The organism is Kitasatospora cathayae (assembly GCF_027627435.1).
GTDB classification, from domain to species: domain Bacteria; phylum Actinomycetota; class Actinomycetes; order Streptomycetales; family Streptomycetaceae; genus Kitasatospora; species Kitasatospora cathayae.
Genome location: NZ_CP115452.1, coordinates 82,159 through 104,618 on the forward strand (window position 1 = coordinate 82,159; position 22,460 = coordinate 104,618).

At 69.1% G+C, this 22,460-nt stretch carries 20 protein-coding genes and 1 pseudogene; 8 read left to right on the forward strand and 13 right to left on the reverse strand.

Annotation, left to right across the window (positions count from 1 at the left end):
• Window positions 1-2,289 precede the first annotated feature (2,289 nt).
• A complete protein-coding gene (locus O1G21_RS40830; RefSeq protein ID WP_270151776.1) occupies window positions 2,290-2,526 on the forward strand; it encodes a hypothetical protein in 237 nt (78 codons plus the stop codon).
• Between the two features lie 65 nt (window positions 2,527-2,591).
• Window positions 2,592-3,302, forward strand: coding sequence for a DUF2637 domain-containing protein (locus O1G21_RS40835; RefSeq protein ID WP_270151777.1), 711 nt, complete (start codon window positions 2,592-2,594; stop codon window positions 3,300-3,302).
• 857 nt (window positions 3,303-4,159) lie between these two features.
• On the opposite strand, the gene O1G21_RS40840 is transcribed toward O1G21_RS40835, so the two are convergent.
• Window positions 4,160-5,323 (reverse strand): site-specific integrase, encoded by a 1,164-nt coding sequence (locus O1G21_RS40840; protein ID WP_270151778.1) that lies wholly within the window; start codon window positions 5,321-5,323, stop codon window positions 4,160-4,162.
• Between the two features lie 205 nt (window positions 5,324-5,528).
• Between O1G21_RS40840 and O1G21_RS40845 the strand changes: the two genes are divergently transcribed.
• The 3 genes and pseudogenes from O1G21_RS40845 to O1G21_RS40855 all read left to right on the forward strand — a co-directional run bounded on the left by O1G21_RS40845 (window position 5,529) and on the right by O1G21_RS40855 (window position 7,924).
• Window positions 5,529-5,966 (forward strand): hypothetical protein, encoded by a 438-nt coding sequence (locus O1G21_RS40845; RefSeq protein WP_270151779.1) that lies wholly within the window; start codon window positions 5,529-5,531, stop codon window positions 5,964-5,966.
• A 418-nt stretch (window positions 5,967-6,384) separates the two neighbouring features.
• A pseudogene (locus tag O1G21_RS40850) lies at window positions 6,385-6,483 on the forward strand (hypothetical protein); the annotation flags it as partial.
• Between the two features lie 247 nt (window positions 6,484-6,730).
• Window positions 6,731-7,924 (forward strand): ISL3 family transposase, encoded by a 1,194-nt coding sequence (locus tag O1G21_RS40855; RefSeq protein WP_270151781.1) that lies wholly within the window; start codon window positions 6,731-6,733, stop codon window positions 7,922-7,924.
• Window positions 7,925-8,022: 98 nt separating this feature from the next.
• Here the strand turns inward: O1G21_RS40855 and O1G21_RS40860 are convergent, their stop codons facing one another.
• The 6 genes from O1G21_RS40860 to O1G21_RS40885 form a co-directional block, all read right to left on the reverse strand.
• The gene (locus O1G21_RS40860) at window positions 8,023-8,817 is read right to left on the reverse strand and encodes a PIG-L deacetylase family protein (RefSeq protein ID WP_270151887.1); all 795 of its coding nucleotides are present in this window, start codon (window positions 8,815-8,817) and stop codon (window positions 8,023-8,025) included.
• Window positions 8,818-9,343: 526 nt separating this feature from the next.
• Window positions 9,344-9,835: a hypothetical protein gene (locus O1G21_RS40865; RefSeq protein WP_270151783.1), complete on the reverse strand. Its 492-nt coding sequence runs from the start codon at window positions 9,833-9,835 to the stop codon at window positions 9,344-9,346.
• On the reverse strand, window positions 9,832-9,957 hold the full coding sequence (locus O1G21_RS40870; protein WP_270151786.1) for a hypothetical protein: 126 nt from the start codon (window positions 9,955-9,957) through the stop codon (window positions 9,832-9,834). Before O1G21_RS40870 ends, O1G21_RS40865 begins: the two co-directional genes overlap by 4 nt.
• Before the next feature lie 192 nt (window positions 9,958-10,149).
• Window positions 10,150-10,701: a hypothetical protein gene (locus tag O1G21_RS40875; RefSeq protein ID WP_270151788.1), complete on the reverse strand. Its 552-nt coding sequence runs from the start codon at window positions 10,699-10,701 to the stop codon at window positions 10,150-10,152.
• 390 nt (window positions 10,702-11,091) lie between these two features.
• Window positions 11,092-12,375, reverse strand: coding sequence for a PQQ-binding-like beta-propeller repeat protein (locus tag O1G21_RS40880; RefSeq protein WP_270151790.1), 1,284 nt, complete (start codon window positions 12,373-12,375; stop codon window positions 11,092-11,094).
• A gap of 218 nt (window positions 12,376-12,593) precedes the next feature.
• Window positions 12,594-12,995 carry a hypothetical protein gene (locus tag O1G21_RS40885; RefSeq protein WP_270151791.1) on the reverse strand — a complete coding sequence of 134 codons (402 nt, stop codon included), beginning with the start codon at window positions 12,993-12,995 and terminating at the stop codon, window positions 12,594-12,596.
• A 420-nt stretch (window positions 12,996-13,415) separates the two neighbouring features.
• Here O1G21_RS40885 and O1G21_RS40890 point away from each other — a divergent pair, with 420 nt between their 5' ends.
• Window positions 13,416-13,841, forward strand: coding sequence for a winged helix-turn-helix domain-containing protein (locus O1G21_RS40890; protein WP_270151792.1), 426 nt, complete (start codon window positions 13,416-13,418; stop codon window positions 13,839-13,841).
• 279 nt (window positions 13,842-14,120) lie between these two features.
• Here the strand turns inward: O1G21_RS40890 and O1G21_RS40895 are convergent, their stop codons facing one another.
• Window positions 14,121-14,777: a hypothetical protein gene (locus O1G21_RS40895; protein WP_270151794.1), complete on the reverse strand. Its 657-nt coding sequence runs from the start codon at window positions 14,775-14,777 to the stop codon at window positions 14,121-14,123.
• A 38-nt stretch (window positions 14,778-14,815) separates the two neighbouring features.
• On the opposite strand from O1G21_RS40895, the gene O1G21_RS40900 reads away from it, so the two are divergent.
• Window positions 14,816-16,807 carry a hypothetical protein gene (locus tag O1G21_RS40900; protein WP_270151796.1) on the forward strand — a complete coding sequence of 664 codons (1,992 nt, stop codon included), beginning with the start codon at window positions 14,816-14,818 and terminating at the stop codon, window positions 16,805-16,807.
• 164 nt (window positions 16,808-16,971) lie between these two features.
• On the opposite strand, the gene O1G21_RS40905 is transcribed toward O1G21_RS40900, so the two are convergent.
• Window positions 16,972-17,823, reverse strand: a complete 852-nt coding sequence (locus O1G21_RS40905; protein WP_270151797.1) for a LysR family transcriptional regulator — start codon at window positions 17,821-17,823, stop codon at window positions 16,972-16,974.
• A gap of 95 nt (window positions 17,824-17,918) precedes the next feature.
• On the opposite strand from O1G21_RS40905, the gene O1G21_RS40910 reads away from it, so the two are divergent.
• Window positions 17,919-18,650, forward strand: a complete 732-nt coding sequence (locus O1G21_RS40910) for an SDR family NAD(P)-dependent oxidoreductase (RefSeq protein WP_270151798.1) — start codon at window positions 17,919-17,921, stop codon at window positions 18,648-18,650.
• Window positions 18,651-18,852: 202 nt separating this feature from the next.
• On the opposite strand, the gene O1G21_RS40915 is transcribed toward O1G21_RS40910, so the two are convergent.
• Genes O1G21_RS40915 through O1G21_RS40930 form a run of 4 tightly spaced genes read right to left on the reverse strand, consistent with a single transcriptional unit; the run spans window position 18,853 to window position 22,161 of the window.
• Complete coding sequence (locus O1G21_RS40915) at window positions 18,853-19,332, reverse strand: hypothetical protein (RefSeq protein ID WP_270151800.1); 480 nt, start codon at window positions 19,330-19,332, stop codon at window positions 18,853-18,855.
• Between the two features lie 59 nt (window positions 19,333-19,391).
• Window positions 19,392-20,006, reverse strand: a complete 615-nt coding sequence (locus tag O1G21_RS40920) for a hypothetical protein (RefSeq protein ID WP_270151802.1) — start codon at window positions 20,004-20,006, stop codon at window positions 19,392-19,394.
• On the reverse strand, window positions 20,003-21,772 hold the full coding sequence (locus O1G21_RS40925) for an alpha/beta hydrolase (RefSeq protein ID WP_270151803.1): 1,770 nt from the start codon (window positions 21,770-21,772) through the stop codon (window positions 20,003-20,005). The genes O1G21_RS40920 and O1G21_RS40925 overlap by 4 nt, the downstream gene beginning before the upstream one ends.
• On the reverse strand, window positions 21,772-22,161 hold the full coding sequence (locus O1G21_RS40930; protein WP_270151805.1) for a hypothetical protein: 390 nt from the start codon (window positions 22,159-22,161) through the stop codon (window positions 21,772-21,774). Before O1G21_RS40930 ends, O1G21_RS40925 begins: the two co-directional genes overlap by 1 nt.
• Window positions 22,162-22,460: the final 299 nt, after the last annotated feature.

Sequence of the window (22,460 nt, forward strand, 5' to 3'; positions counted from 1 at the left end):
ACGGCCGACATGTTCAGCGCGTCATGTTGGGGGGATCGTGTTTCTGTCACCGGAGCGGGGGTGCTCGGTGTCACCGGACCGGGGGAATCCGCTGTCACCGAACCGGGGGCCTCCCGGCACACGCCGAGCGAGGCGCCGCGATGGGAACCCCGTCCGGAGTCGAAGGCCTCGACGTCGCCGCCTGCGGGCCCGTCCGCGGACCGCGGCGCGGGAACGGGCCCGCTCGGGAGGGACTCGGGCCGCCCCATCGGTACCCGGACGGGCATGGGATGGACGACGTATCTGTACCCCCTCTTCTCGCCGCGTCTTCTGCTCACCCAGCCTTGGACCAGGAGTTCGGCCACCGCTTCGCGGGCCGTGTCCTCCTTCATCCGGCACTCGCGTGCGATTCGCGCGACGGGAGTCGATTCGGTGAACCGCTGCCTCAGGGAGAGCAACGCATACACCTTGAACCGAGTACCGGCCAGATGCGCCCGAGCATACGAGCCGACACACACGGCCAGCTCATCGTCGGCCAGTGGGCGAACACTCCGGTTCATGGTCCGGGTGGCGGGATTTCGAGACGCGCGAACCAGATTCTTGGCCTTTGCCTTGGCGATTAGGCGGTTCACACCACCCCGTGACAGCCCGAGCTGTCGCCCGATCGTCTCGTCAGCGGCGAAGCACAATCCTGACTTCCAGCCGTAGTCCTGCACCAGCGTCACGACCCGGATCAGGTCACCGGTCAAGTCCCTGTCACTGAGCCACGCCGCCGGGAACCGGGTAGTGGGCAGGCGAGCTTGTTCGGTCGCATGCGCCTGCCCGTGAGCAGGCCCGGGGTCCCTGGCCGATTTCGTGCGCGCGGTGCCCGAGTATCGCGGAATCACGGAGCACCACCGAAAGCCCGACGCTCGCTCACTTCCCTGCCCAGCCCGGCCGGCCGCCCATCGACACCTGGATTGGTCGAGGCGGCTCTTTCCCCGGTCGGATCCATTTGAGCGGAGGTCACTCGTGCTCGAGAGCCCGCTCTGGGAAGTCCTCGGAGGTATCGCTCATTCAGGACTCCGCGGCCTCCCGCTAGACGGACGGAGCGACGGCACACAACACGGGCCGGGGCTGGCTGGCAGATTTTGATTCGGTGATGCAAAATGGCAGTGCCTACTTACGGACGTGTGAGGAGGCAACAGCTCGTCAGTACACAGGTTCTCGCCGGATCCCGAGTGTGCAGACGGGCCGAGGCAGCGGTGGATTCCGTCGTCGACTTGGGCATGTGCTCAACGACGATGGAAACAGGTGTTCAGACACCGAGGCATGTGCGTGGCGAAAGCGGTGAAGGTCCGGTGGTGCGGACCGAGCCGTCTCATTGCCGCTAGGTCATGTCAAAACCTCCCCGTAGGGGGACATGGTGGATGAAGAAGGCCGAATGAAACAGAGAAGCGATCACGAGTGGTCGTTTCTGCCTGACACGGTTTCGCGTCCAGGTGCCTGAGGGGTGATCTGGAACAGCGACGTCGCACCAGCCGCCCCTAGAGCCGTCCGGACTCGCCGGAGTCCGGACGGCTGATCCATGACTGGGCCATGGCTGACCAAGAGTACATCGCCCATCACAGTGTGTGAATACTTCTCGTATACGACTCATCTTCGGAGCCCACCGCAACCTCCTTCGGGGAAAGTCTGTTCGAGTCGGCACGGCGGATGGCTTGAACGCTCCCGTCCCGTCGAAGACTTCGGGTGGGACGATCGACACCCGCCATCAGCCGAAGGTGCCGCAGTCGCGATAGGACGCCGCCACCAGTCAGCCGGGGGCCGGCGAGGAAGGCCGTCAAGAGATCGCCAAGGCGGGCGCAGCTGCGTCGATCGCCACCGAGGCTCACGCCGAGCGCCATGATGCGCCATCGAACGGTCCTGTCGCCAGTCACCCATAGGGAACACGCGACTGACGCTGCGCGCATACAACCTGAGCTTCGGTTCATCGGCACTGAGCGGTAGCGATCGCGACGGTGGCCCTGTGTCCACCCGAAGTCCGGCCGCCTGCGGCTCCGCGCGCAGGCGCGCGCCTTGCCGGGGAGAATCGCAGAGCATCTGGCACCGTTCGCGGCCATCCCGCAGGGGAAGAGGGGAAGTCGAGCGAGCGGAGGTGGTCGCGCTCGCTTCGATCGCTCCCCCTCAAGGCCAGCCGCAGGAACGGTGCACACTCGGATGGGGAGCTTGGCGACCTGGGTAAAAGCTCTGAGCGCCGACAGCCTGAGCATATTTCAGGACACCCGGATGCCGTACATTTCTCGGTGATTAGCCCATCGTTGTCGGGGCATGAGCCAAACAGTCAAGCCGCCTCTTCCATTGCTGCTGGAACGAGACAGGATCTGCAGTGCCGGCGATAACTGGCTATTCGTTCCGGACCGGAGGAATCCCGCAGGTGATCTGCAAATTGGTTATCTCGTAAAGAATGGCGAACGCGTGGAGCTGACGCATTGCTCACGCCAGCTGGCCGAACTCTTCCGCATCCTGCGTCGGCTCGAGTTTGAATTCTCGACGCGGCTGTGTTGATCAGAGAAACGGGAGACTATTGGGACCGCCGGCCGCGATCCGCACTGACGCAACAGGAGGCTTCCTTGTACGAGTCGACGGACACCAATTTCAATCCCTACTACGCAGCTGGGTTCATCCCCGATGACGAGGTCATACACAACCACTCCCTCTGGCCGCCCGCCGGGCAGCTGTCCGCCGACCTGTCATATCCGGTCGGCGACGGCTGGGCCGATCCAGGGCTGCAGTCGCCTCCGAATGTGGAAGCGGTCGAAGAGGAAGTCGGCCTGCTGGCCATGGGCTTCCGTTCCCAGCTGATCGGCAACCGCCACGCGCGTCGCCCATCCCCGGCGGCACGCCGCCGGGCCGACGTCGTGGGATCCGTCATCGGATTCCTGACTGCGACGATCGTCACCGTGGTGTGCGTCCTCGGCTGGACGATCTCCTATCATCCTCTGCAGGATGTGGCCCTTTCCCAGCTGCCGAGGGGTCTGTCCCAGTGCTGGCCGATCGTCGTCTACGGGCCGTGGATGGCTGCGTCCCTCTCCGTTCTGCGTGCCGCTCTGGGAGGACGCAAGGTGGCGAATTCCTGGACGGTCATCCTGGTGTTCGCGGGTATCGCCAGTCTCCTGTGCATCGTCAACACACCCAACACAATGCCTGAGGCCGTGGTGGCGGGCCTTCCGCCGGTGACAGCTGTGGTGTCCTTGCAGCAGTTGGTGCGCCAACTGCTCGTAAGCCGACAGGTGTCCCAGGAGGACGGTCGGCAGAAACCCTCACACCGGGCATCTCGCTAGCGCGTGAACAAGGCAGGTGCAGTGCCGGGGGTCCGATGTCTCTGGCCCTGCTGCCGCCGGCGTCCCGCCATCGCTTCAAGGTGGAGTAGCACATCCGGCACAATGCGGGCTTCATTTGCACAGCTATCCACTGCGGTGTCCTTGTTGCCTGCAGAGGTTTTCTCCTCTTGCTCGTATTCCCGTTCGTCAGCGGCTTGGGATGCGGCCCCTTTCCGGTGCATGGCTGACCGACGGCACCGGCCAAAGGTTCCGCGCTCGATCGTCTGCATGGAGCCGATTTCACAGCCGCCCGAATACGTCCTCGGGATGATCGCCGCGCGCATGGCGACGACCGGCAGAGGCCCGACCCTCCTCCCTTCTGATCCGTTGCGACAGGGGTCGACTTCGCGTGCTCGGCCGCTACCGCCGGGAGCCACCTACTGGCGCGGACCGGCCCTGTGCCGAGCGAGCAGCGCCTATGGCGGGGCGGGTCGCAACAGATTGGCCTAATAGGGTGAACCTTCCCTCCTTTCGAGTGATCTTACGTTTGGCGCGGGTAGCTAAGGAGTGCGTGCGACGGGCTGCAGACCGTAGCCGCGCCCCGGCGCTGAACTCATTCGGGCCCGGTGACCATCCTCTCGATGAATTGAAAGGAACGACACCAATGATCCTCAATCTGCTCGCCAGCATCGTGGCCGTCCTCGGCTGGCTGCTCTAGCGCTTGTTGACCCACCCGGCGGCGAGCCGGCCCCGCCCACGCGTTCAGTGACGGGGCCGGACGCTGTGAACCGTTCAGCCCCGTACCGCCTTGTCGATACCGCGTGACCGGGCGCCCGAATATAGTTCGAACGACATCCGCGCCTACCAGTGCTGTCCATCTACCCGGCAGGGTGGCTCGGCGGTGGGACGACCAGAGCGTCGAGGGCCTGTTGGGCTCGGCCGAAGCTGTCCTTGCCAGCGCGGCGCAGGCCGGCCTTGGCGTACTTCTCGACCATGGTGGTGGACTTCCAATCCTCGGTGATGACCATGATCTCGGCTGGGCTGTAGCCTTGGGCCGCGAGGTCGGCCGGGACGCCGGCGCGCAGACCGTGGCTGGTGGCCTCCTTCGCGTCGAAGGCGGGGGTCCGCGAGACCATCCGCTTGAAGGCGCGGTTTACCGCGTGGCCGGTCATGCCGGTTCCGGAGGCGGGGACAGACATGAGCCGGCCCCATCGGGTGATGCCGCGGAGTAGTGGCAACTGCAGCTCCGCTTGGCCGAGTTCGGCGAGCAGTGAAATGTAGGTGCGCACGACGGTGATCGCTACCGGGTCGCGGATGACGTACTCGCGGCCGGTGGACCAGTGGTCGTTCTTGCTGGTCCGCTTGCCGACGACCATCTGCTCGGTGCCGTCCTCGAGGCGTTCGAACGCGATGGAGTCGATTCGGTAGGCGGCCTGTTCGGAGCGGCGGGCCCGGGTGCGGTAGCCAAGGTGCAGGATCGTCAGGTCGCGCCACCGGGCGAGCGGGCTGTCGGCGGTCGTGCCCTGTTGGAGGTGAGCGATGCGGGCGGCATCGACGGGCGGGCTCGACCTCGGGGTGCGCCGGGCACGGGCGTGCTCGGCGGCCTGCTTGCGGATCAGTTCGGCGGTCGCTTTCTTCGGGGGCCAGTTCTCGTAGCCCGCACGGGCGTTGGCGTCGCGGATCGCGGCCATCGCCAGCCGAAGGGAGCTCACCGGCGCACCTGTGCCGTCGCGTCCTCCGCGGCGCCGTAGGTGGGAGATGTAGGAGACCATGTTCGCCTCGCTGGTGCGCGGTCCCGGGTGGCGGCTGTTGTCGGTGCACCAGCGGGCGAAGTAGCGCCACTGTTCGGCATAGGTCTGGCTGGTGCGCGTCGGCCGGGCGGAGGCGAGGTCGTCCGCGGCGTCCTCGGTCAGCGTCTCGTTCGGGTCGACCCCGTCGAGTGCGAACTGCACGAGTGCCTGGCTGTCGTCCATCAGCTCGCCGACCACCACCTCGGCGTCGGCCTCCGCCAGAGCGGGCAGGTTGTCCGCGTCCGCATCCACAGGCGCTCTCCTTCCGGTACGGCGGGCTGATGATCCGTCCGGGGCAGCCTATCTGTACCGGGGCCTGTGTTGCGTCCTCTAAATCCAGTTAGAGGATGCAATACAGAGATCGATACATAGGCCACACTTGCGACTCCATCCTCGTCTGCAACACGTCTACAGGAGTTATTTGTGTTCAGTGCCGCAGGCTGCAAGGGTGTGCCCCATGAAGATCACGATCACCGTGGAGAACCCGACCCCCGAGGCACTCGAGAAGCTGCTCGCTCTCGCCGCCATGCCGGCCGCCGTCGTGACCACGGAGCCCGACGACCACTGGACGCCGAAGCGGGCCCGCTCGTACTACGACCGCCTGCCGCCCCGCGCACAGCAGATCCTGCTCCAGGTCGTCCACGGCGAAGGCGAGTGTGCCGCAGAGGAGTTGAAGGCGAATGGCCGAAGCCTTCGGGGATCCACCGGCGCGTTCCGCCGGGTGCTCTCGGAAGGCAAGCGGATCGGCCTCTGGCCCGACGCGCTTCCGGTACCGCTCGTCTCCCACATCGTCGGAGGACAGCTCAAGAAGCTCGAGATGCCCGGGCGCGGCACAGGACAGTACGCACTCACGGCCTTCGAGGAGGGCCTGCGTGATCTGCGAACTGGCGGCTGACAAGGCGATCTGCTCGACTTCTGCGGGGATGGGGTGCGACGACCGGGCGACGGACGCATATCCTAGAGCTCGGTCAGCACGGCAAACTGGCTGTTGTGCACCCCAGGTGTATTCGCCCCGGCGGGCTGACGATCCGTGCCGCTTCCGCCGCCCGGGCCGGTCGCCGTCGTCGGCTGCACACCATGCCGGGTGGGCGTCACCGCACCGATCACGAAAGTCCGGCTGCCGCCGGACCCGGGCCTTGGCGGCCCTTTCCGCGCTCATCCAATCGGGCTCTGTCGCTGATCTTGTGACGCTGCGGTGTCGGTGGCTGCTGCGAGCATGACTTGCGTGTTCTTCGCGGAGCTTCGAGGTGTTGTTCCCTCATCTGGCCGGTGTCGTGGTGGGGTTGGTCGAGCGGGCCGCGGCCGGGGTCACGATGCATGCTCGGGCTCGTTCGGCGGGTGCGGACTGTCCGCATTGCGGTAGTCCGTCGGGCCGGGTGCATGGCCGGTATGTGCGACGGTTGGCGGATGCCACGGTCGGTGGTGCCAGTGTGGTGATCGAGTTGATGGTTCGGCGGTTCAAGTGCCCGAACCCGGCATGTCGGGCGGTGACGTTCGCCGAGCAGATCACAGGGCTGACGGGCCCGCATGCCCGGTACACGCCACTGGTGCGTAAGCAGTTGACCTCGATCGCTCTCGCGTTGGCCGGACGCGCGGGCGCTCGTCTGGCCGGGGTGCTGGGCCTGCGTGTCGCCAAGGACACTCTGTTACGCCTGGTCCGTGCCGCACCTGAAGGTCCCGTCGGACAGGATCCGCGTGCTCGGTGTCGACGATTTCGCGCTACGCAAGGGAGACTCGTACGCCACGATCCTGGTGGACCTGGAGAGACGGCGCCCGGTGGACGTGTTGCCCGGCCGGGATGCCGAACCGCTGGCCGTCTGGCTGAAGGGTCATCCGGAAGTGGAGATCATTTGCCGGGACCGGGCCGGGGCTTATGCCGAGGGCGCCCGCAGCGGAGCCCCGCAAGCGGTGCAGGTCGCTGACGCCTGGCATCTGTGGCACAACCTCGGCGAGGCCGTGGAAAAGACCGTCTCCTCCCATCACGCCTGCGTCCGGACCGTGTTCGAGAACACCGTGTCGGCCGCCCCGCCGACCAGCGACGACATCTGGCTGACGTCACCGCCGCCGGTACCGGCCGCCGGGATGCTCGACGTCTGCGGACGAGAGCGCCGCCTGGTGACCCGGACCAGGGAACGCTACACCGCCGTGCGACAGCTCCTGGATGGCGGCAGCACGCTGGAGAACATCTGCCGGACACTGCAGCTGGACCGGTCCACCGTGCGCCGCTTCGTCCGCGCCACCGGCATCGACGAACTGCTGGTCAAAGCGACGAACCGCTCCACCATCCTGGACAAGTACAAGCCCTACCTCCACCAGCGGTGGAACGAGGGCTGTCACAACACGGCCGAGCTCCACCAGGAGATCGTCACCATGTGCTTCGCCGGAAGCATCCAGACCGTCCGCGGCTACCTCCGTTCCTTCAAGGCCGCTATCGCCGCACCACCCGTGCCCCGCCCGGCTCCACGGCCCCGCCGCATCGTCCGCTGGATCATGAGCGACCCCGCAAACCTGACAGCCGATGATGCCGTCGACCTCAAGGAGATCCGGGCCGGCTGCCCCGAACTCGACGCCGTCGCCCACCACGTCCGCGACTTCGCCGCCATGATGCGCGACCTGCGAGGCGACCGACTGCCCGCCTGGATAGAACGCGTCCTCGCCGACGACCTGCCCGCCCTGCACTCCCTCGCCAAGGGACTGAGCCGCGACATCGACGCCGCCACCGCCGGGCTCTCCACTCCCTGGAGCTCCGGCCAGGTCGAGGGACAGGTCACGAGGGCGAAACTCCTCAAAAGGCAAGGATTCGGACGATCCAACCTCGACTTCCTCCGCAAGCGCATACTCCTCAGCCCCTGACCCGACAGCGTCACAAGATCAGCGAGAACCAGTCTTACGAGAGCAGCGACATCGTCGCCCCGATCAGCCCGGGCAGGCCCCATCGGCCGAACACGACGCTACGGGGCCGGCTGGAAGATGTCAGCGAAGGCCTTGGACGGGGCTGTTGCCCGGGCCTCGACGAACCATTCTCGACCGAGCAACCAACCGAAGACAGGGGCCGGAAGACGAACCAGCACCCTCATCACGGGAGCGAGTCGGCCTGTCCCTGATACCTCCGAACGGTGGGCGGCAAGGGCCGCCTGTTTCTGACCGGCGAACCGTCGGACATCAATGGTGTGGGTGATGGCCGCGCGCGAACTGTAGGCGGTGCGCAGCGCATCCGCGTCGTACCGAAACGGAATCCTCAGCAGGCGGACCAGCTTCACCAGGCGAGCCACGACGTCACGCGGCATGGTCGCCTCCAACACCCGGGGCACCCCGGCCAGCTCGGCGGCACGCTTGCCGACTTCGTGCACCTTGACGTGGTCGCGATGGCCGTATCCGCCATTGGCGTCGTAGCTGATGAGCAGGTCCACGTCCTCCTCGCGCAGGACGGCGGCCAGCCGCTCGGCCGCCTCCTCCGTGTCTGCCCTCACGAAGCGTGCTCGATCCGGCGGATCCGGGTAGAGCACGGCACCATGGCCGCTGTTCGCGTACCCCAGGTGCACGACGCGTGTCGCGCCCAGCACGGTCGCGCTCGCCCGCAGTTCACTCAGGCGTGGCGCTCCACCCTCCGGCGCGGCGTCCATGAGGCCATCCGTGGCGACCACGATCACCACGCGGTGTCCTTCGGCTGCGGCCCGCGCGAGCGTGCCACCTGTCAGGAACACCTCGTCGTCCGGGTGGGCGTGAAAGGCCAAGACGGTTGCCATGGGCCCATCCTGGACCACGGCGCTCATCAGTGTCTCTCCTGCCCCACCTCGCGCGTGATCCGCCTGCCAGGCCCCAGCGGCGGCGGAGCGATACGAACGTGACCACCCCAGCAGCCCGCTCCACTGACTCCACTACCACGCCAGCAAATACGGCATCTACCACTGCAAATCCCCTGAAGCCGCCATAGTTCAGACTGACAGCGTCACAAGATCAGCGACAGAGCCTCCAATCGAACGGTCGGCCGCCGTCCGTCCCAGGCATCCTGGCCGTTGCTTGCGTATCAGAATTCGTCGGGCGTGCGGCGGAGCTATGCACGGACCTCCGTGGGCTTGGGGAGATCTCCGCCACGCACGCGCCAGCTGACCTCCGTGGGTGGGAGGAGGACAACGCTTCGAACACCCCGCCCACCTCCTGCCACGGCTGACCCCGCAGGCGCGGGGAGCCGCCCTGCTGGTTGGGTGCGCGGTCAGCCGTTGGCGGAGGTGCCGGGGCTGGCGCCGCGTTGGACGCAGGGGGCGAGGACGGTCAGGTCCAGGGTGTCCGGCGCCGTTTCGTGGTCGCCGACCACGACCGAGGCGGTGAACTTGTTCGCGTCGTTGGACAGGTCCAGTCGCTTGTCGTCGTTCGTTCGACGGAGAAGCCGTCCTGCTTCAGCCGCTGCCGTACCGCGTCGAAGACGCCCTGGACCTTCGGCCCGGGGATCCCGCGCAGTTTGTAGGAGATGTACGGCATGTACCGCGTGGGCGAGTTGGCGGGCCCGGACTCGCACTCGTCCTTGGCGACCAGCGGGTCGGGGATCTTCACGGTGTCCTTGTCCGGGAGGACCGCGAGCGCGGCGGAGGCGTAGGCCTTGACCTTGTCCTCGGCCTGTCCGAGGTTCATGGACGGGGTGTCGCTTCCGCAGGCGGACAGGGCGAGGATGCCCGCGGGCAGCAGGCCCAGGACGACGACGCGCCCAGACCGGCCGCGTTCGCCGGTCCGTCCGCGTCGCGGCAATGGCTGTGGGGATCGGCTCATGAGACCGGCCTTCCCGCGATGACCTGGCCGAACGCCTTACAGGACGGCGTGCCCTTGTTCCAGTAGTGGTCGTGGTCGGTGTTCTGGGACGGCAGGTGCTGGGCACCGAAGGCCGGGTTCATCGGGTCGCGCCCGAAGCGCAGGTGGTAGTGGTCGCTGGCGGGGTTGTAGTTGTCGGGGGCGAAGGGGTCGGGTGTCCAGTCCGTGATCCGGCAACGCGGACGTCGGCGTGGCCGCGTGAGAGCACGTCGTCGGCTTCGCCCGCGAGGCGTTCGGAGGCAGGGGCGACGAGGCTCCACCACCGCGAACCGTGATCAGCCCGCGGGTGACCCGCCGGGGATCGGCAACGGTTCGTGATGGTGCCAGAGGAGCGATCGGTCCTCGCGGCGAAGTTCCGCTGATCCCCACTCCAGCCGAACCACCCCGCTGGCGAGGGAACACGCGTACGCGACGATCACCAGCCTGGTCCCCGGCGACAGACGCAGAAGGTCCGCGTGCGGCTCGTCTTCCTCCGGTAGCTCGATGTCGAGATCGAGCGCGAACTGGCGGGGCTCGGGGCCGTGACGACGGATGAGGTCCGCACGGAGCCCGGAGGCCCGGCGGAGTCTGGCCGTTGTGACCGGGACGTCCTTCTTCGCATAACGGATCGGGTAGATGACGTGGCCGGCGATCACCACGACCGTTCGCGCCTGAAGCCGGACGGGTTCGGAGTAGGGGAGAACCAGTAGCCCGGTCGCGAGCTCCTCGTACTGCGCCGCGTAGAGGCCGTGCCCGTAAGCCTCGTGGGTTTGGGTGTGCACGCCCTCATGGCCACCGCGGGCCCGCTCGTGCGCGCGGAGGATGCATGCCGGCACGATCGCTGTCATTCGAGCGGCGAGTTCGCCGAAGACCTCCGTGGCCCACGGACTGGCGATGTCTCCCGATCCCATAGGTCCCCCTGATCAAAATCCGCTGGTTCGACCTCCGACGGTCTTGGTGCGGGCCTCGCAGATCAAGGGCGCATCAAGGGTCGCACGATGCAGACACCGGAGGCAGCGCAGCCTGATCTCGCCGGATGGGAGCGTTCGTGGGGCGGGTCGGCGAGCGGGCCCTTACCGCTGTCGACCCGGTGGCCTGGGACTTCGTCCGGCGAGCGATCGTCAAGGGAAGGCCGACGTGGTGTTGAGTAGCAGGCTGTCGGTGGCCGACACCTCGGCCACCGTGACGGACGCTGTCTCCTGGAGCCCGTGTACGCCCTCGGCCCGGCCAGGCCGCCGTCACGTCGGCGGCAGAGCGAAGACGGTCGAGCCCAGCTTTGCGAGCAGTCGTTGGCCGTCGGTGGCCAGGGCCCAATTTCGGTTCTCGAGGGTCACTTGGTAGGTGTTCACGGCGAACGTCCACCGCAGGCGGCCCGTCTTCACGTCCACTGCGTGGACACCCTCAATGCCCTGACCGGCCACGAAGAGGGTGTCCTGGACGAGCACGGGCTCGGTCGCGGACGGCCGGAAGGGCACCGGGCAGGTCCAGATCTGCCGTCCGGTCCGCGCGTCCCAGGCACAGACCGCGGTCGTCCCGTTCCCGCCGTAGACCACGCCGTTCGCAGCCGTCACCGGTGGAAACGTCCCGGTCGCACCGTCGACGAGCTTGGCCTCCCACAACCGCCTGCCGTCGGCCAGACTGACCGCGCGCAGGCCGTTCGTGCCCGTCAGGCAGTAGGCCTGGCCGTCCGCGACAGCGGGCGGGATCGTGTCGGTGGCGCCGGTCTCGACGAGCCACAGCTGCCGACCGTCCCGGCCGCTTCGGGCAACCAGGTCGCACCTGCCGTTGGTGTAGTAGAGATTGCCGCCCACGACCGCGTTGTTGATGTACTGCGCTCGCTCCCCCACCTCCAGCGGCACGGACCAGAGCTTCTCGTGCGTGTCGATCGAGAAGGCCAAGATGACGGGCCTCGGTGCTGTGGTGGCCCCATTTGGTTTGGCGTCGGCGAGTGCGTAGAGCACCTTGTCGTCGGCACGGAGCGCGTAGACGTTGGAGAGGTCGTCGGCGTTGCTCTCGCGGTTGACGGTATTCCATGTCTCCGCGCCGGTAGCCGCGTCGTATCCGGTGGCACCCTGGAACGAGCCGACGAACACGCGCCCGGCTCCGGCGGCGGTGTAGAGCGTGTTGACGCCCTTGCCGGTCCACTTCACGGTTCCGGTCGCTGTGTCGACCGCGGTCAGATGAGAACTCAACATGAAGAGCGTGCCGTTCGAGACCAGCGTCGAGGCGGGCACGAGGTCTTCGTCCGGGGTGAACGACCACAGCGGTTTCGGCGCACCGGAATCCGGGTTGGGCACCATCGGCGCCGGCGAATCCCGCAACGGCGTCGGCGGATCGGTCGGGGCGGAGGCCTCCGGCTTCCCACCGTGGCGTCGCGACAGCATCCACCCGGCGCCGCCGGCCACCGCGAGCGCGGCCCCTCCCGTCAGCAACGCCCGCCGACTCGGGCGGCGCCGCGACCCGCCCGCATCGTCGACATCCGAAGTGGTCGAATGATCCGAGATCCCCACGATGTACGTCATCCCCCATCCATTGACGTGACAGCAGCCAGGATCATACGGGCACGACCGACGCACCGCTCCCGGAGGTCCTGAGACGTACGGGCAGACGGCGGGGACTCCACCGACGACCCCCACCTGGCCCCGCCAGAAGTCACGCCCATTGGGAACCGGCCTGCGTGCGAGAATGCCGAGCGGCTCCTCCCCACTGCGATTGGGGAGGAGCCGTCGTTACCCGCGAGCTAGAAGCGGCCGCGAATCTGCATGCCCGTGTCGGTGTCCGGGTTGTTCAGCGCGTCGTAGACCTTGTGGCCGGAGTCGCGGGCACCACCGGCCCAGCTGACGGCACCCTTGTCGGTGACCTTGGCTGCAACGCCGCCCCAGTACTTCGCCTCGCGGTCCCACTGGACGTTTTCCAGGAGGGCGTCCAGTGTGATGCCCTCGGGCATCGGGTCGGTGGACCAGGACATGGTGCGGTTCATGGTCGCGCCGAGGCCGGCCACGACAGCGGGGGCGGTGATGGCGGTCTTGGCGTGGAACAGCCCGGCGTTCTTCTCGGATGAGAGGCTCCCGGCAGCAACTTGCGGTTCGGCGGCGAGGGCCTTGGTCTTGAGTTCGGCGCACCCCTGAACTGGGACGCCCATCGGCACTCGCGAGGCGTCGAACGTGATTGGCAGGCCAAGTCGGCGACGCGCTATGGCGAGTCCGGTCGGTACGTGGGGGAGTGGGTTCGAGGGATGACGACCGGGGCTGTATGGGGAGCGCTGGGGCGTACTGGCCTGCTGTCGCCGCCACGCCGACCGCACGGCTGCGGGCGTCCCTGGCCGAGATCGCCGAGCGGCAGCGCATGCCCGGCTGAGCGACAGTCTCGAGGTGCTACGGCAACTCGTCTACGCCCTCCGCCAGGTCCACGCGATCGTCCCGGCCCCGTACTGGCCCAGGTCACCGCCCAGGTCGCGGCCGACCACTCCCATGAGCTCCTGCACAGCGGCGTCGAGCGGCTGCTGTAGGGGCTCTACCCGCCGCGCATCCGGTGGCGGGCACCCGTACTCGAGGTCGACCTGATGCCAGGACTGGAGGGCGACGTCCACCTCGGTGGCCGGGGCCTGCTGCTCGTGCCCTCCGTGTTCGCCACCCAGGCACCTGCGGTGAACACGGACGCCGAACCCCAGCCCATCCTGACCCACCCCGCCCGCCGCGACGAGACGCTCACCCCCCTGACCCTCACGACCCCGACCGCGGCCGACGGCACACCGGCACCACTGATCGCGCTGCTGGGCCGCACCCGCGCCGCCGGGCTGCGCGTCATCGTCCAACGCCCCGGCTGCACGACCGGCGAGATCGCCACAGCCCTGGCAATCGGCCCCTCCAGCGCCAGCCAGCACGCCACCGTGCTGCGCGAGACCAGCCTGATCACCGCACTCCGCCACCACAACACCGCCCTCCATACGCCCACCGTCGCCGGACTCGCACTGCTCGGCCGCACGTAGTCCGACACCGTCGCCCTGGGGTGGCTCTGTTCACGAATCCTTGTTCTGGACAAGATCACCGAGGCGACGGTCAAAACGGCGGCGTCTCCGCGCACCCCCGTCGTCCACGGCCTTCATGCGCCCCTGCCGGTCCGTCCGCAGGCGCCGCTCCTCCTCCCGCTGCGCCGCCACACCGGGGAGGACCGCGCATCGCCTCGGCGAAGCGTGCCGGACCAGCAGTCCGGCCAGGGCGGTCGCGGCCGGCGTGCCGGGCAGCGGGCGGAGGCGGGATGGCGTCCGTCATGGTGGTGTAAGGGCCCGGCTGACCCCCGCGGGTGCGGGGAGGAGGCTTTCCAACCTGCGGCGTAGCGCGGCCTTTGCTGTTTCTTGGCCGTGCTGGATCGCCGGCGAGATGGCGGATTTGGCGAGCTGTTGTGGTGTCAAGGAACGCGCCCCATGGTGCCATGCCGCCCGGCAAGGTAGGTGGTGGGCGGACGCTGGCCTCCAGGCGGGTTGTCTGGCCGCCATCTGCTTGCGCTGGGAGGTGTTCCGGCAGGCCGCGTGGGCCGTTACGTGGGCGGGTCGGGTTTGAAGGTGTGGGTGCGGTGCCAGTGGAAGTGGGGCTCGCGTTCCTGGGTCCACCAGCACGGTGCGATCGGTGAGGTGCTGCTGGATGTGTTCGTGGACGCCGGGCATGGTGTGGGCGAGGGGGCTGACCTGGATGCGGCCGGTGTCGGTGACGGTGATGTAGCCGCGTTCGTAGAGGCTGTCGCAGCCGAGGCTGCAGGCGAGCATGGCGATGTTCGCGAAGTCGCGCTTCTCGTCGTCGGTGCAGACGGCGTGCTTCTTGATGTGGGCGGCTGTCAGCAAGGTCGCCGGCAGGGCGCGGCCGCACAGGGCGAGGTACCCCGCATCGGAGGACGAGCGAATTCCATGCGACACGGCGGCGTGTTTCATGGACGATGGCGGCTGGCGGTGAGCAGGACGATGTGCTGGTGAACGGGGTGACGATGGCGGGAATGTCGCTGGAAGCGCTGGACGCCGTGGTGTGGGAGGGGCTCGAGACGGGGCACCCGACGGACCCGGTCGAGGTGATACCGCGGACGCTGCGTCAGCTCGCTCTCGCGGGTGCGGAGGCGACGGAGGAGGACTGCTACCCGCTGTACTCCTTGGTCACGAGGGAGGGAGAGACCCCGTCCGCGGCGGCGGTCGCGTTGCCGTTCGTGGTCGCGCTCGCCACCGACCCGGCCATGGGCGCGCGGGTGCCCCTCGTCGAGCTGCTGGTGGCCCTGCACGCGCCGGCCCTGGCCGACGAGGACTGGACGGGAGCGTGCGTGCTGCTGGCCGATCCGGCGCCGGCGGTGCGGCGGGCGGCGATACCCCTGGCGGGCGGGGTCCAGCGGCTACTGGAACGGTGGCGGGTGGAGACGGACCCGGCGGTACGCCTCCCGCTCCTGCTCGCCCTCGGCGAGGCGGCGGCCGGGGAGGCTGGGACGGGCGGGACGGGCGGGACCGGAGGCGTCGTCGACGACGCGCGGGCGCTCCTCGCGCAGGTGCTGGAGGGGGACGACCCGGTGCTGTGGGTCGCGGCCGTGCACGCTGGGGCGGAACTCGACCGGGACCTCCCGGTCCGCCGGATGGACCGGCTGATCGAGGTCTTCTCCGATCCCGCGCTGCGGCCACGGTTCGAGGAGGTCTGGTTCACTCCGGCCGTCGAGGGGCCCTGGACCCGCGAGGACCTGGTCCGCTCGACGGCGTGGCTTCTCGCGCACGACCCCGACGCCGAACTCCGCTTCGCCGTCCGCCTGGTCGAGACGGCGGACCGCATCGGGGACGCCGCACTGTGCCGGGAGGCGCTGGACGTGGCGTGGCGGCTCCTGACCGAACGGCGTTCCGTGGAAGCGGCCCTGCTGCCGTCGGCGGGCGCTCTGCTGACCAGTCCGGACGCCGCCGTACGGCTTCGAGCCGCGAACATCCTCGCGGTGCTGGGCCCGGCCGCGGCCGAGTACGCGGACCGGCTCGCCGAACTGCTCGACGACGACGGGGCCGACGACTACCTCGACGGAACGGTCGGCGAGATCGCCCGCTGGGCCCTGACCCGGATCGGTGACCCGCGCGCCCTACCGGGCCTGATCGAACAGCTCCGCGCGCAGGAGGAGGAGCAGGGCCGCGGCTACTGCCTGGCCGACCCGAGGCGCCCGGAGGTCACGGACGTCCTGGTCCCGCTGCGGGCCCATGCGGACGTCCTGCTGCCCGCGATACGGGAGGCGATCCGGCAGGGCGGGGCCCGGGGCGGTGCGACCCGCCCGTTCCTCGCGGTGCTGGAGGCATGGGGCGAGGACGCGCTGCCGGCCCTGCCCGACCTCCTGCCGCTGCTCGCGGACACCTGGACCTCCGTCTACGTTCTCCACATCCTGCAGGCCCTCGGGCCGGCCGCCGCCTCGGCCGCACCGGCGCTGCGGACCTGCGAGGTCCTGGACTACCCCGGCAACCACGCGCTGGTGGCCTCGGTCGCCACGCGCATCGGTGGGGACCGTGCAGCGGTCCTGCGGCTGGTCGGCGATGCGGTCATGACGGCGGAGGAACCCCTGTACGGGCCGATCGGCGCCCTGGCCGACTTCGGTTCCGAGGCGGCCCCGTACGCGGACCGGGTCCGGTACGTCATGGAGAACAGCACCCACTGGCCGCGCCTCAACGCCGCTGCCACGCTCTGGTCGATCACGGGCCAGGTCGAACCGACCATGCGGGTCCTGGAGGAGTTCGTGCTGCCGGTCGCCGACGGCGGCGACGGCTTCGGGAACTTCCGGGAAGCACTCCAGGCGCTGATCCGGATGGGCGAGATCAGCCCTGCGATCCGGGCCGCGCTGCTGACGGTCCAACGGTCGGACCGCCGCCTGGGCGCGGAGGGGGGATACCTGATGGTCGATCATGACCGGGAGCTTCGCGCACTGGCCGAACAGGCCCTCGCCTGCCAGGCCCACTCCTGAGCGTTGCACCGGAAGCGTCCGTACCGCCTGTCCTGGACACCGGCGTAGGCCGACGGAAACGTGTCTTGCCGCTGAGGCGGGTGGGTGAGGCGGCCCGAGGCAGACGGCAGCCGACACTGATGCGCCGGGACACGAGGGGTGGAACCCGGCCAGACGTTTTGGAACTACCGGAGACGGGTCGCAGTCCGGACAAGGTCGGCGACGGCTCTGGACCGACTGTGCGGCGGCCAGGCGATCACGGTGGTGACTTTCGGCGCGTCCAGCACGGGCACGGCGGCGAGGTCACCGTGCAGTTGAGCTCGGCACGACTCCGGTGAGACCGCGCAGGCACGGCCGAGCGCGACGAGCTGCAACAACTGCGCGTGGTCGCGGACCTGCGGGCCGGGGCCGGGCGGGTAGGTGCCGTCGGGGTCGGGCCAGCGTGGCAGGGGCAGGCCGGGCAGCCCGGTGATGTCGGCCATGAGCACATGGGTCCGGACGGTGAGCGGATGCCCGGCCGGCAGGACCACGACCTGGCCCTCCGTGCTGAGTTCTTCGGTGTGGAACCCGGCCGTCGAGTCGAACGGCCGGTGCAGTAGCGCCACGTCGGCCCGGCCCTCGCGCAGAAATCGTTCCTGCTCGGCCGGGCCGCACAGGATGACGTCGACGGGGACCGCGCCGGGTTCGGCGGCGTAGGCGTCCAGCAGTTTCGCCAGCAGTTCGCGGGACGCGCTGGCCTTCGTGACCAGGACCAGGCCGGGACGGCCGGTCGAGGAAAGGGCGGCGCGGCGGGTCCGGCGCTCGGCCGCTTCGACCGCGTCGAGGGCCGCCCGGCCCTCGGCCAGCAGCACCGAGCCGGCTTCGGTCAGCGTGACGGTGCGGCCGGTCCGATCCAGTAGGGCTGCCCCGAGTCGGCGTTCGAGCTGCTGGATCGCCCGTGACAGAGGCGGCTGTGCGATCCCGAGCCGCTGCGCGGCGCGCCCGAAGTGCAACTCTTCGGCGACAGCGACGAAGTAGCGCAGTTCCCTGGTCTCCATCCGGCCACGGTACTCCGGATCGATACCTGGAAGGTATCGTCGCCCACCCAATCGGTCTTGGACCCCCGCCGGTCTCCGAGAGCAGCATGGTCCCCATGAGCGAACGAACGATTGCGCTGGTCACCGGCGCGAACAAGGGAATCGGTTACGAGATCGCCGCAGGCCTGGGCGCCCTCGGCTGGAGCGTCGGCGTCGGCGCCCGCGACGATCAGCGTCGCAAGGCCGCGGTGGAGAGACTGCGCGCGGCCGGCGTCGACGCGTTCGGCGTACCGCTGGACGTGACCGACGACGCGAGCGCGACAGCCGCCGCACGGCTGATCGAGGAACAGGCCGGGCGCCTCGACGTGCTCGTCAACAACGCCGCCATCACAGGCGGCACGCCCCAGGAGCCCACCCGCGTCGACCCCGCCACCATCCGCACGGTCGTGGAGACCAACGTCATCGGCGTCATCCGCGTCACCAACGCGATGATGCCGCTGCTGCGCCGCTCCGCCTCACCGCGGATCGTGAACATGTCCAGCAGTGTCGGCTCCCTCACCCGGCAGTCAGGGACCGCTGGTGAGCTGACCACAGGTCCAGTGGCCGTGGCGTACTCGCCGTCGAAGACGTTCCTGAATGCCGTCACCGTCCAGTACGCCCGGGAGCTGAGCGGCACGAACATCCTGATCAACGCCGGCTGCCCCGGCTACGTCGCGACGGACCTCAACGGCTTCCGGGGCGTGCGCACCCCCGAACAGGGCGCGGCCATCGCCATCAAACTCGCGACCCTGCCCGACGACGGCCCGACGGGCCAGTTCTTCGAGGACGCCGGCGTAGTGCCCTGGTGAAGTGCACGGCGGCCATCACCCGCGCCGATGCTCGGGTGCTTGGGGCAACGCTCCGCACCGCTACTGGTTCCACACTGGGCTCACCTCCTCCCACGGGCGCGGGGAGGAGCGGGCGCCGAGACGGCGCTGCGGCCCCGCCTGCGAGAGCTGACCTCCGCAGGCGGAAGGAGGACCCCCTGCCGGCCCACTGCCGGGCGGTGGTTCAGTGCGACCAGAAGGGGTCCTCGTACCTGGGAAGGATGTCGGGGCGCCCGTCGGGCAGGGTCGGCTCGGGGGCATGGGTGCCGAACGGGTCGCGGTCGCGGATGACGGGAACGGGGCCGACGGCGGCTTGGAAGGTGATGTTGCCGGCGGCGCCGACGAGCAGGCACACGCCGTACCCGGCGGGTGTGGAGGCGAACATGGCCGGCTGGCGAGGGTTGACGGCGGTGATCCGGTATCCCCGGGCCTGCCAGCCGCGTTCGGTGATGCCCAGCAGCGCGCCGTACTTGGACGGGGCGACCTTGGTCATGACGTACCGGTCGCGAGTGGCGGTGGCGTAGCCCAGGGAGTGGTCGTCCGGGCCCGCGGTCCGTTCGGTGGACCACGGCCGTCCGTCCCGGTACCTCAGCGGGGGACGGATGGCGGACATCGCCTCGTCGAGGAGCGCGTCGAGTGCGTGGACGGCCTGTTCGGGGGTCATGGGGATGGGGAGGCTTTCGGAACGAGGAGACGGAGAACGGTCCCGCGGGGGCGCGGCGGTCAGACCGACCAGTACGGGTCGTCGTACTTGGGCAGGACGTCCGGGTTGCCGTTGGCCATGACCGGGTCTGGAGTGGGGGTGCCGAACAGGTCCCGGCCTTCGGGTACCGGGACGGGGCTGACGGTGGCTCCGATGTCGATGTTCCCGGCGGGATAGATGGTGATGCTGACGCCGTAGCCCTCCGCCGTGGTGGCGAACAAGGCCTTCAGGTTGGCGGGCCCGGTGGCGATCCGGTAGCCCTTGGCCTGCCAGGTGCCGCGCACCGCGGCCATCAGGGCGTCGTACTTGCCGGGGGCGATCTTGGTCATCACGTGGCGCTCGCGGGCGGCCGCGGCGTAGCCGAGGGAGTGCTCGTCGAGGCCTTTGGAGTACTGCACGGTGGCCTGCGGCCAGGCGTCCCAGTACCGCAGCGCCGGCTGCACGCCCGAGGTCGTCTCCGCCAGCAGGGAGTCGAGCTCCTGCAGGGCCTGGGCGGGCGGGATGAGAGGGCCGGGCGTCTTCCCCCCGCCCTGGCCGGCGCCCGCCCCGGCGCCGGCGGCGCAGGCGGTAGCACCGAGGGCGAGGACGGCGAGGGCCGCCGACAGGCGCAGGGCGGGGCGGGAACGCTGGTTCATCGGTGGTCCTGCCTTGTGACCTGGTCGTACCGTCCGGCCACGATCTGGCCGATGTTGTTGACCGATTCCAGGGTCTTCGAATCCTTCTCCGTGGGGTTGGTCATGTAGTTCGAATGGGAGTCGAATGAGAGTTCCGGCCCGTCGGCGACCGCGAAGCGGTTGGCACCGAAGTCCCCGCTGGCCGGGTCCTTACCGAACCACAGCTGGTTCTCGGGGCCGAACCAGTCGTACATCTTGTCGGCGACGTAGCCGTTGACGACGCTGCCGATCGGACCGGCGATCATGCCCCCCTGCTGCACGCCCTGGATGTCGTTGGCCACACGGCCCTTGGACGGCAGGTGGCTGACCGGGTCGTTCTCCGCGTCGCCCACCCACACGTGGCTGGGGTCGATGTGCAGCTGCGAGGCCCGCTGCGCGCCGGTGCCGGGGGAACCGACGAGGATGATGTCGTCTGCGCCGGTGCCGCCGCTCATCTGCGCGCCCAGGCCCACGGTGGTGGAGCCGTAGCTGTGGGCGAGGGCGACGAGGTGGGCGGGCGGCCCGTCGTGGGTGGCGCGCAATCCGGCCATGAACTTGTCGTAGGCGGCGCCGCCTTTGGCGGCGCGGTCGGTGCCCATCACCTCCAGGGGCCGGGTGTCGCCGTCCTGGAGTTTCTCCAGGCCCGGCGGCGGGTCGTAGCCGAGCCACACCATCGACGCGAACGTGGAGTTGGGATCGGCCTTCTGCGCGGCGTTCAGCACGTTCAGGGCTCGGTCGCCGTCCTTGCCGCCGACGTCGCTGAGCTTGGTTCCCAGCCCCGGCACGTACGCGCTGACGTTCTGCGCGGTGTCCGGGTTCCCGAAGGCCAGGATGCCGCGGCCCTGGCCCTCCTCGCTGATCCCGATCAGGAGCCTGGGGGGCTTCTGGTTCTTGTCCGTCTCCAGACGCGTGCTGATCGCGAGGAAGCCTTGGAGCTTCAGCTTCTCGTCGTCCGTCGGGTTGGGCTTCTGCTGGTACTTGGTGATGAGGTTGGCGAGGTTCAGCCGGTTGGCCCGGTCCCGGGCCACGGCCGGGATGCCGTCGCGCATGCCCAGCAGGTCGGGATGGGTTTCGATGAGCCGCTGTTGCTCGGCTGACGTCAGGCCCCTCCACCAGGAGTTGACCTCGGTGGCCGAGGCACCGGCGGGCGGGAAGCCCGCGGCCATCAGGTCGACGCCCTGCTGAGTGACGGCCTTCAGGTCCGCGGCCGCCTTGTCCGTCTCCAGTCCCGTGCCGTTGCGGGCGCGTTCGGTCAGGGCGTCCAGGAGCCCCGCGATCTTCTGATCGGCATTGCCGGCCTCGGTGACGGCGCCGGATATCCGGTTCGCCAGCGCCTTCGCCTGCTCGGGGATGTTGTACCCGGGGTCGTTCTTCTCGGCCTTCGACGGAGCGGGCCAGGACACTGTCCCGTCATCGGCGACGGTCAGCCCCAGGTTTCCGGCCTCCTGCAACGCCACCTGCAGCTTGGACTGCGCCAGCAGGAAGCTCTCGGAGGCCTCGCGCAGGAGCCCGGAGACCGCCGACATCTCGGTGTGCGCGGCGTCCAGCCGATTGCTGGTGCGCTGCAGTGAGGCGTTGGCGGCGCCGGCGGCGTTGCCGACCCAGTTCGCGTTGAAGACGTGCTTGAGGACCTCGTGCTGCATGTTCTGCACATGCTTGCCGAAGTTGGTGGAGAGGGTGTCGTAGGCGGTGGCCGCCGGCGCCAGGCCGGACAGGTCGGTGTCGCGCAGCTGGGCGAGGGTGACCATCAGCTCGTCCCCTGCGGGAACAGGCCGTACGGCTTCAGATTCGTGGCGCTGTTCTTGTCCGCGTTGCGGTAGTCGGTGGCCGTCTGACCCAGCTTCAGGCCGACCCCGTCGATCTCGGAGGCGAGCTTGTTCAGCAGGTCCTCCCACGCCGCGGTGCAGTTGTGCAGCGAGGCGCCGACCTGCCAGCCCGACAGGGCGGCGACGGCCGTGTCGGAGGGCTGATGGATCGCCTTGAGCTCGCCGGGCATCGCCTCACCGCTTTCCTTGGCGGCCTTGGCCGCCAGGTCCAGGTCCGCGGGATTGACCCCGAACGTCGGTCCGAGCGGCGGCGCGGCGGAGGGGGCGGCGTAGGGCCCTCCCGGCCCGTCCGAGCCTGAGTACGCGTTCATGGACTACGGTCCCCCCCTGTCAGCCGGCCTGCGCCCGCCCATGGATCGGCGTTGTCGTGGCCGCACTGCTGTGCACATGACCGCACGTCCAAGCGAGTCATTCGTACAGGTGAACGTAGCAGACCGCGATCATGACCGATCCGCGCGGACCGCCACCGACGAGCAGGACCGCGCTGCTCGGCGGCGTGCGACAGCGGGCGGCCGACTCCGAGGCGCGGGCAGGGGCGGCCCGAACGCGGGGTACGGCCGGCCCCCGCAGGTGCGGGGCGAACGCGCCCAAGGCCCGCGTCTACGGCTCC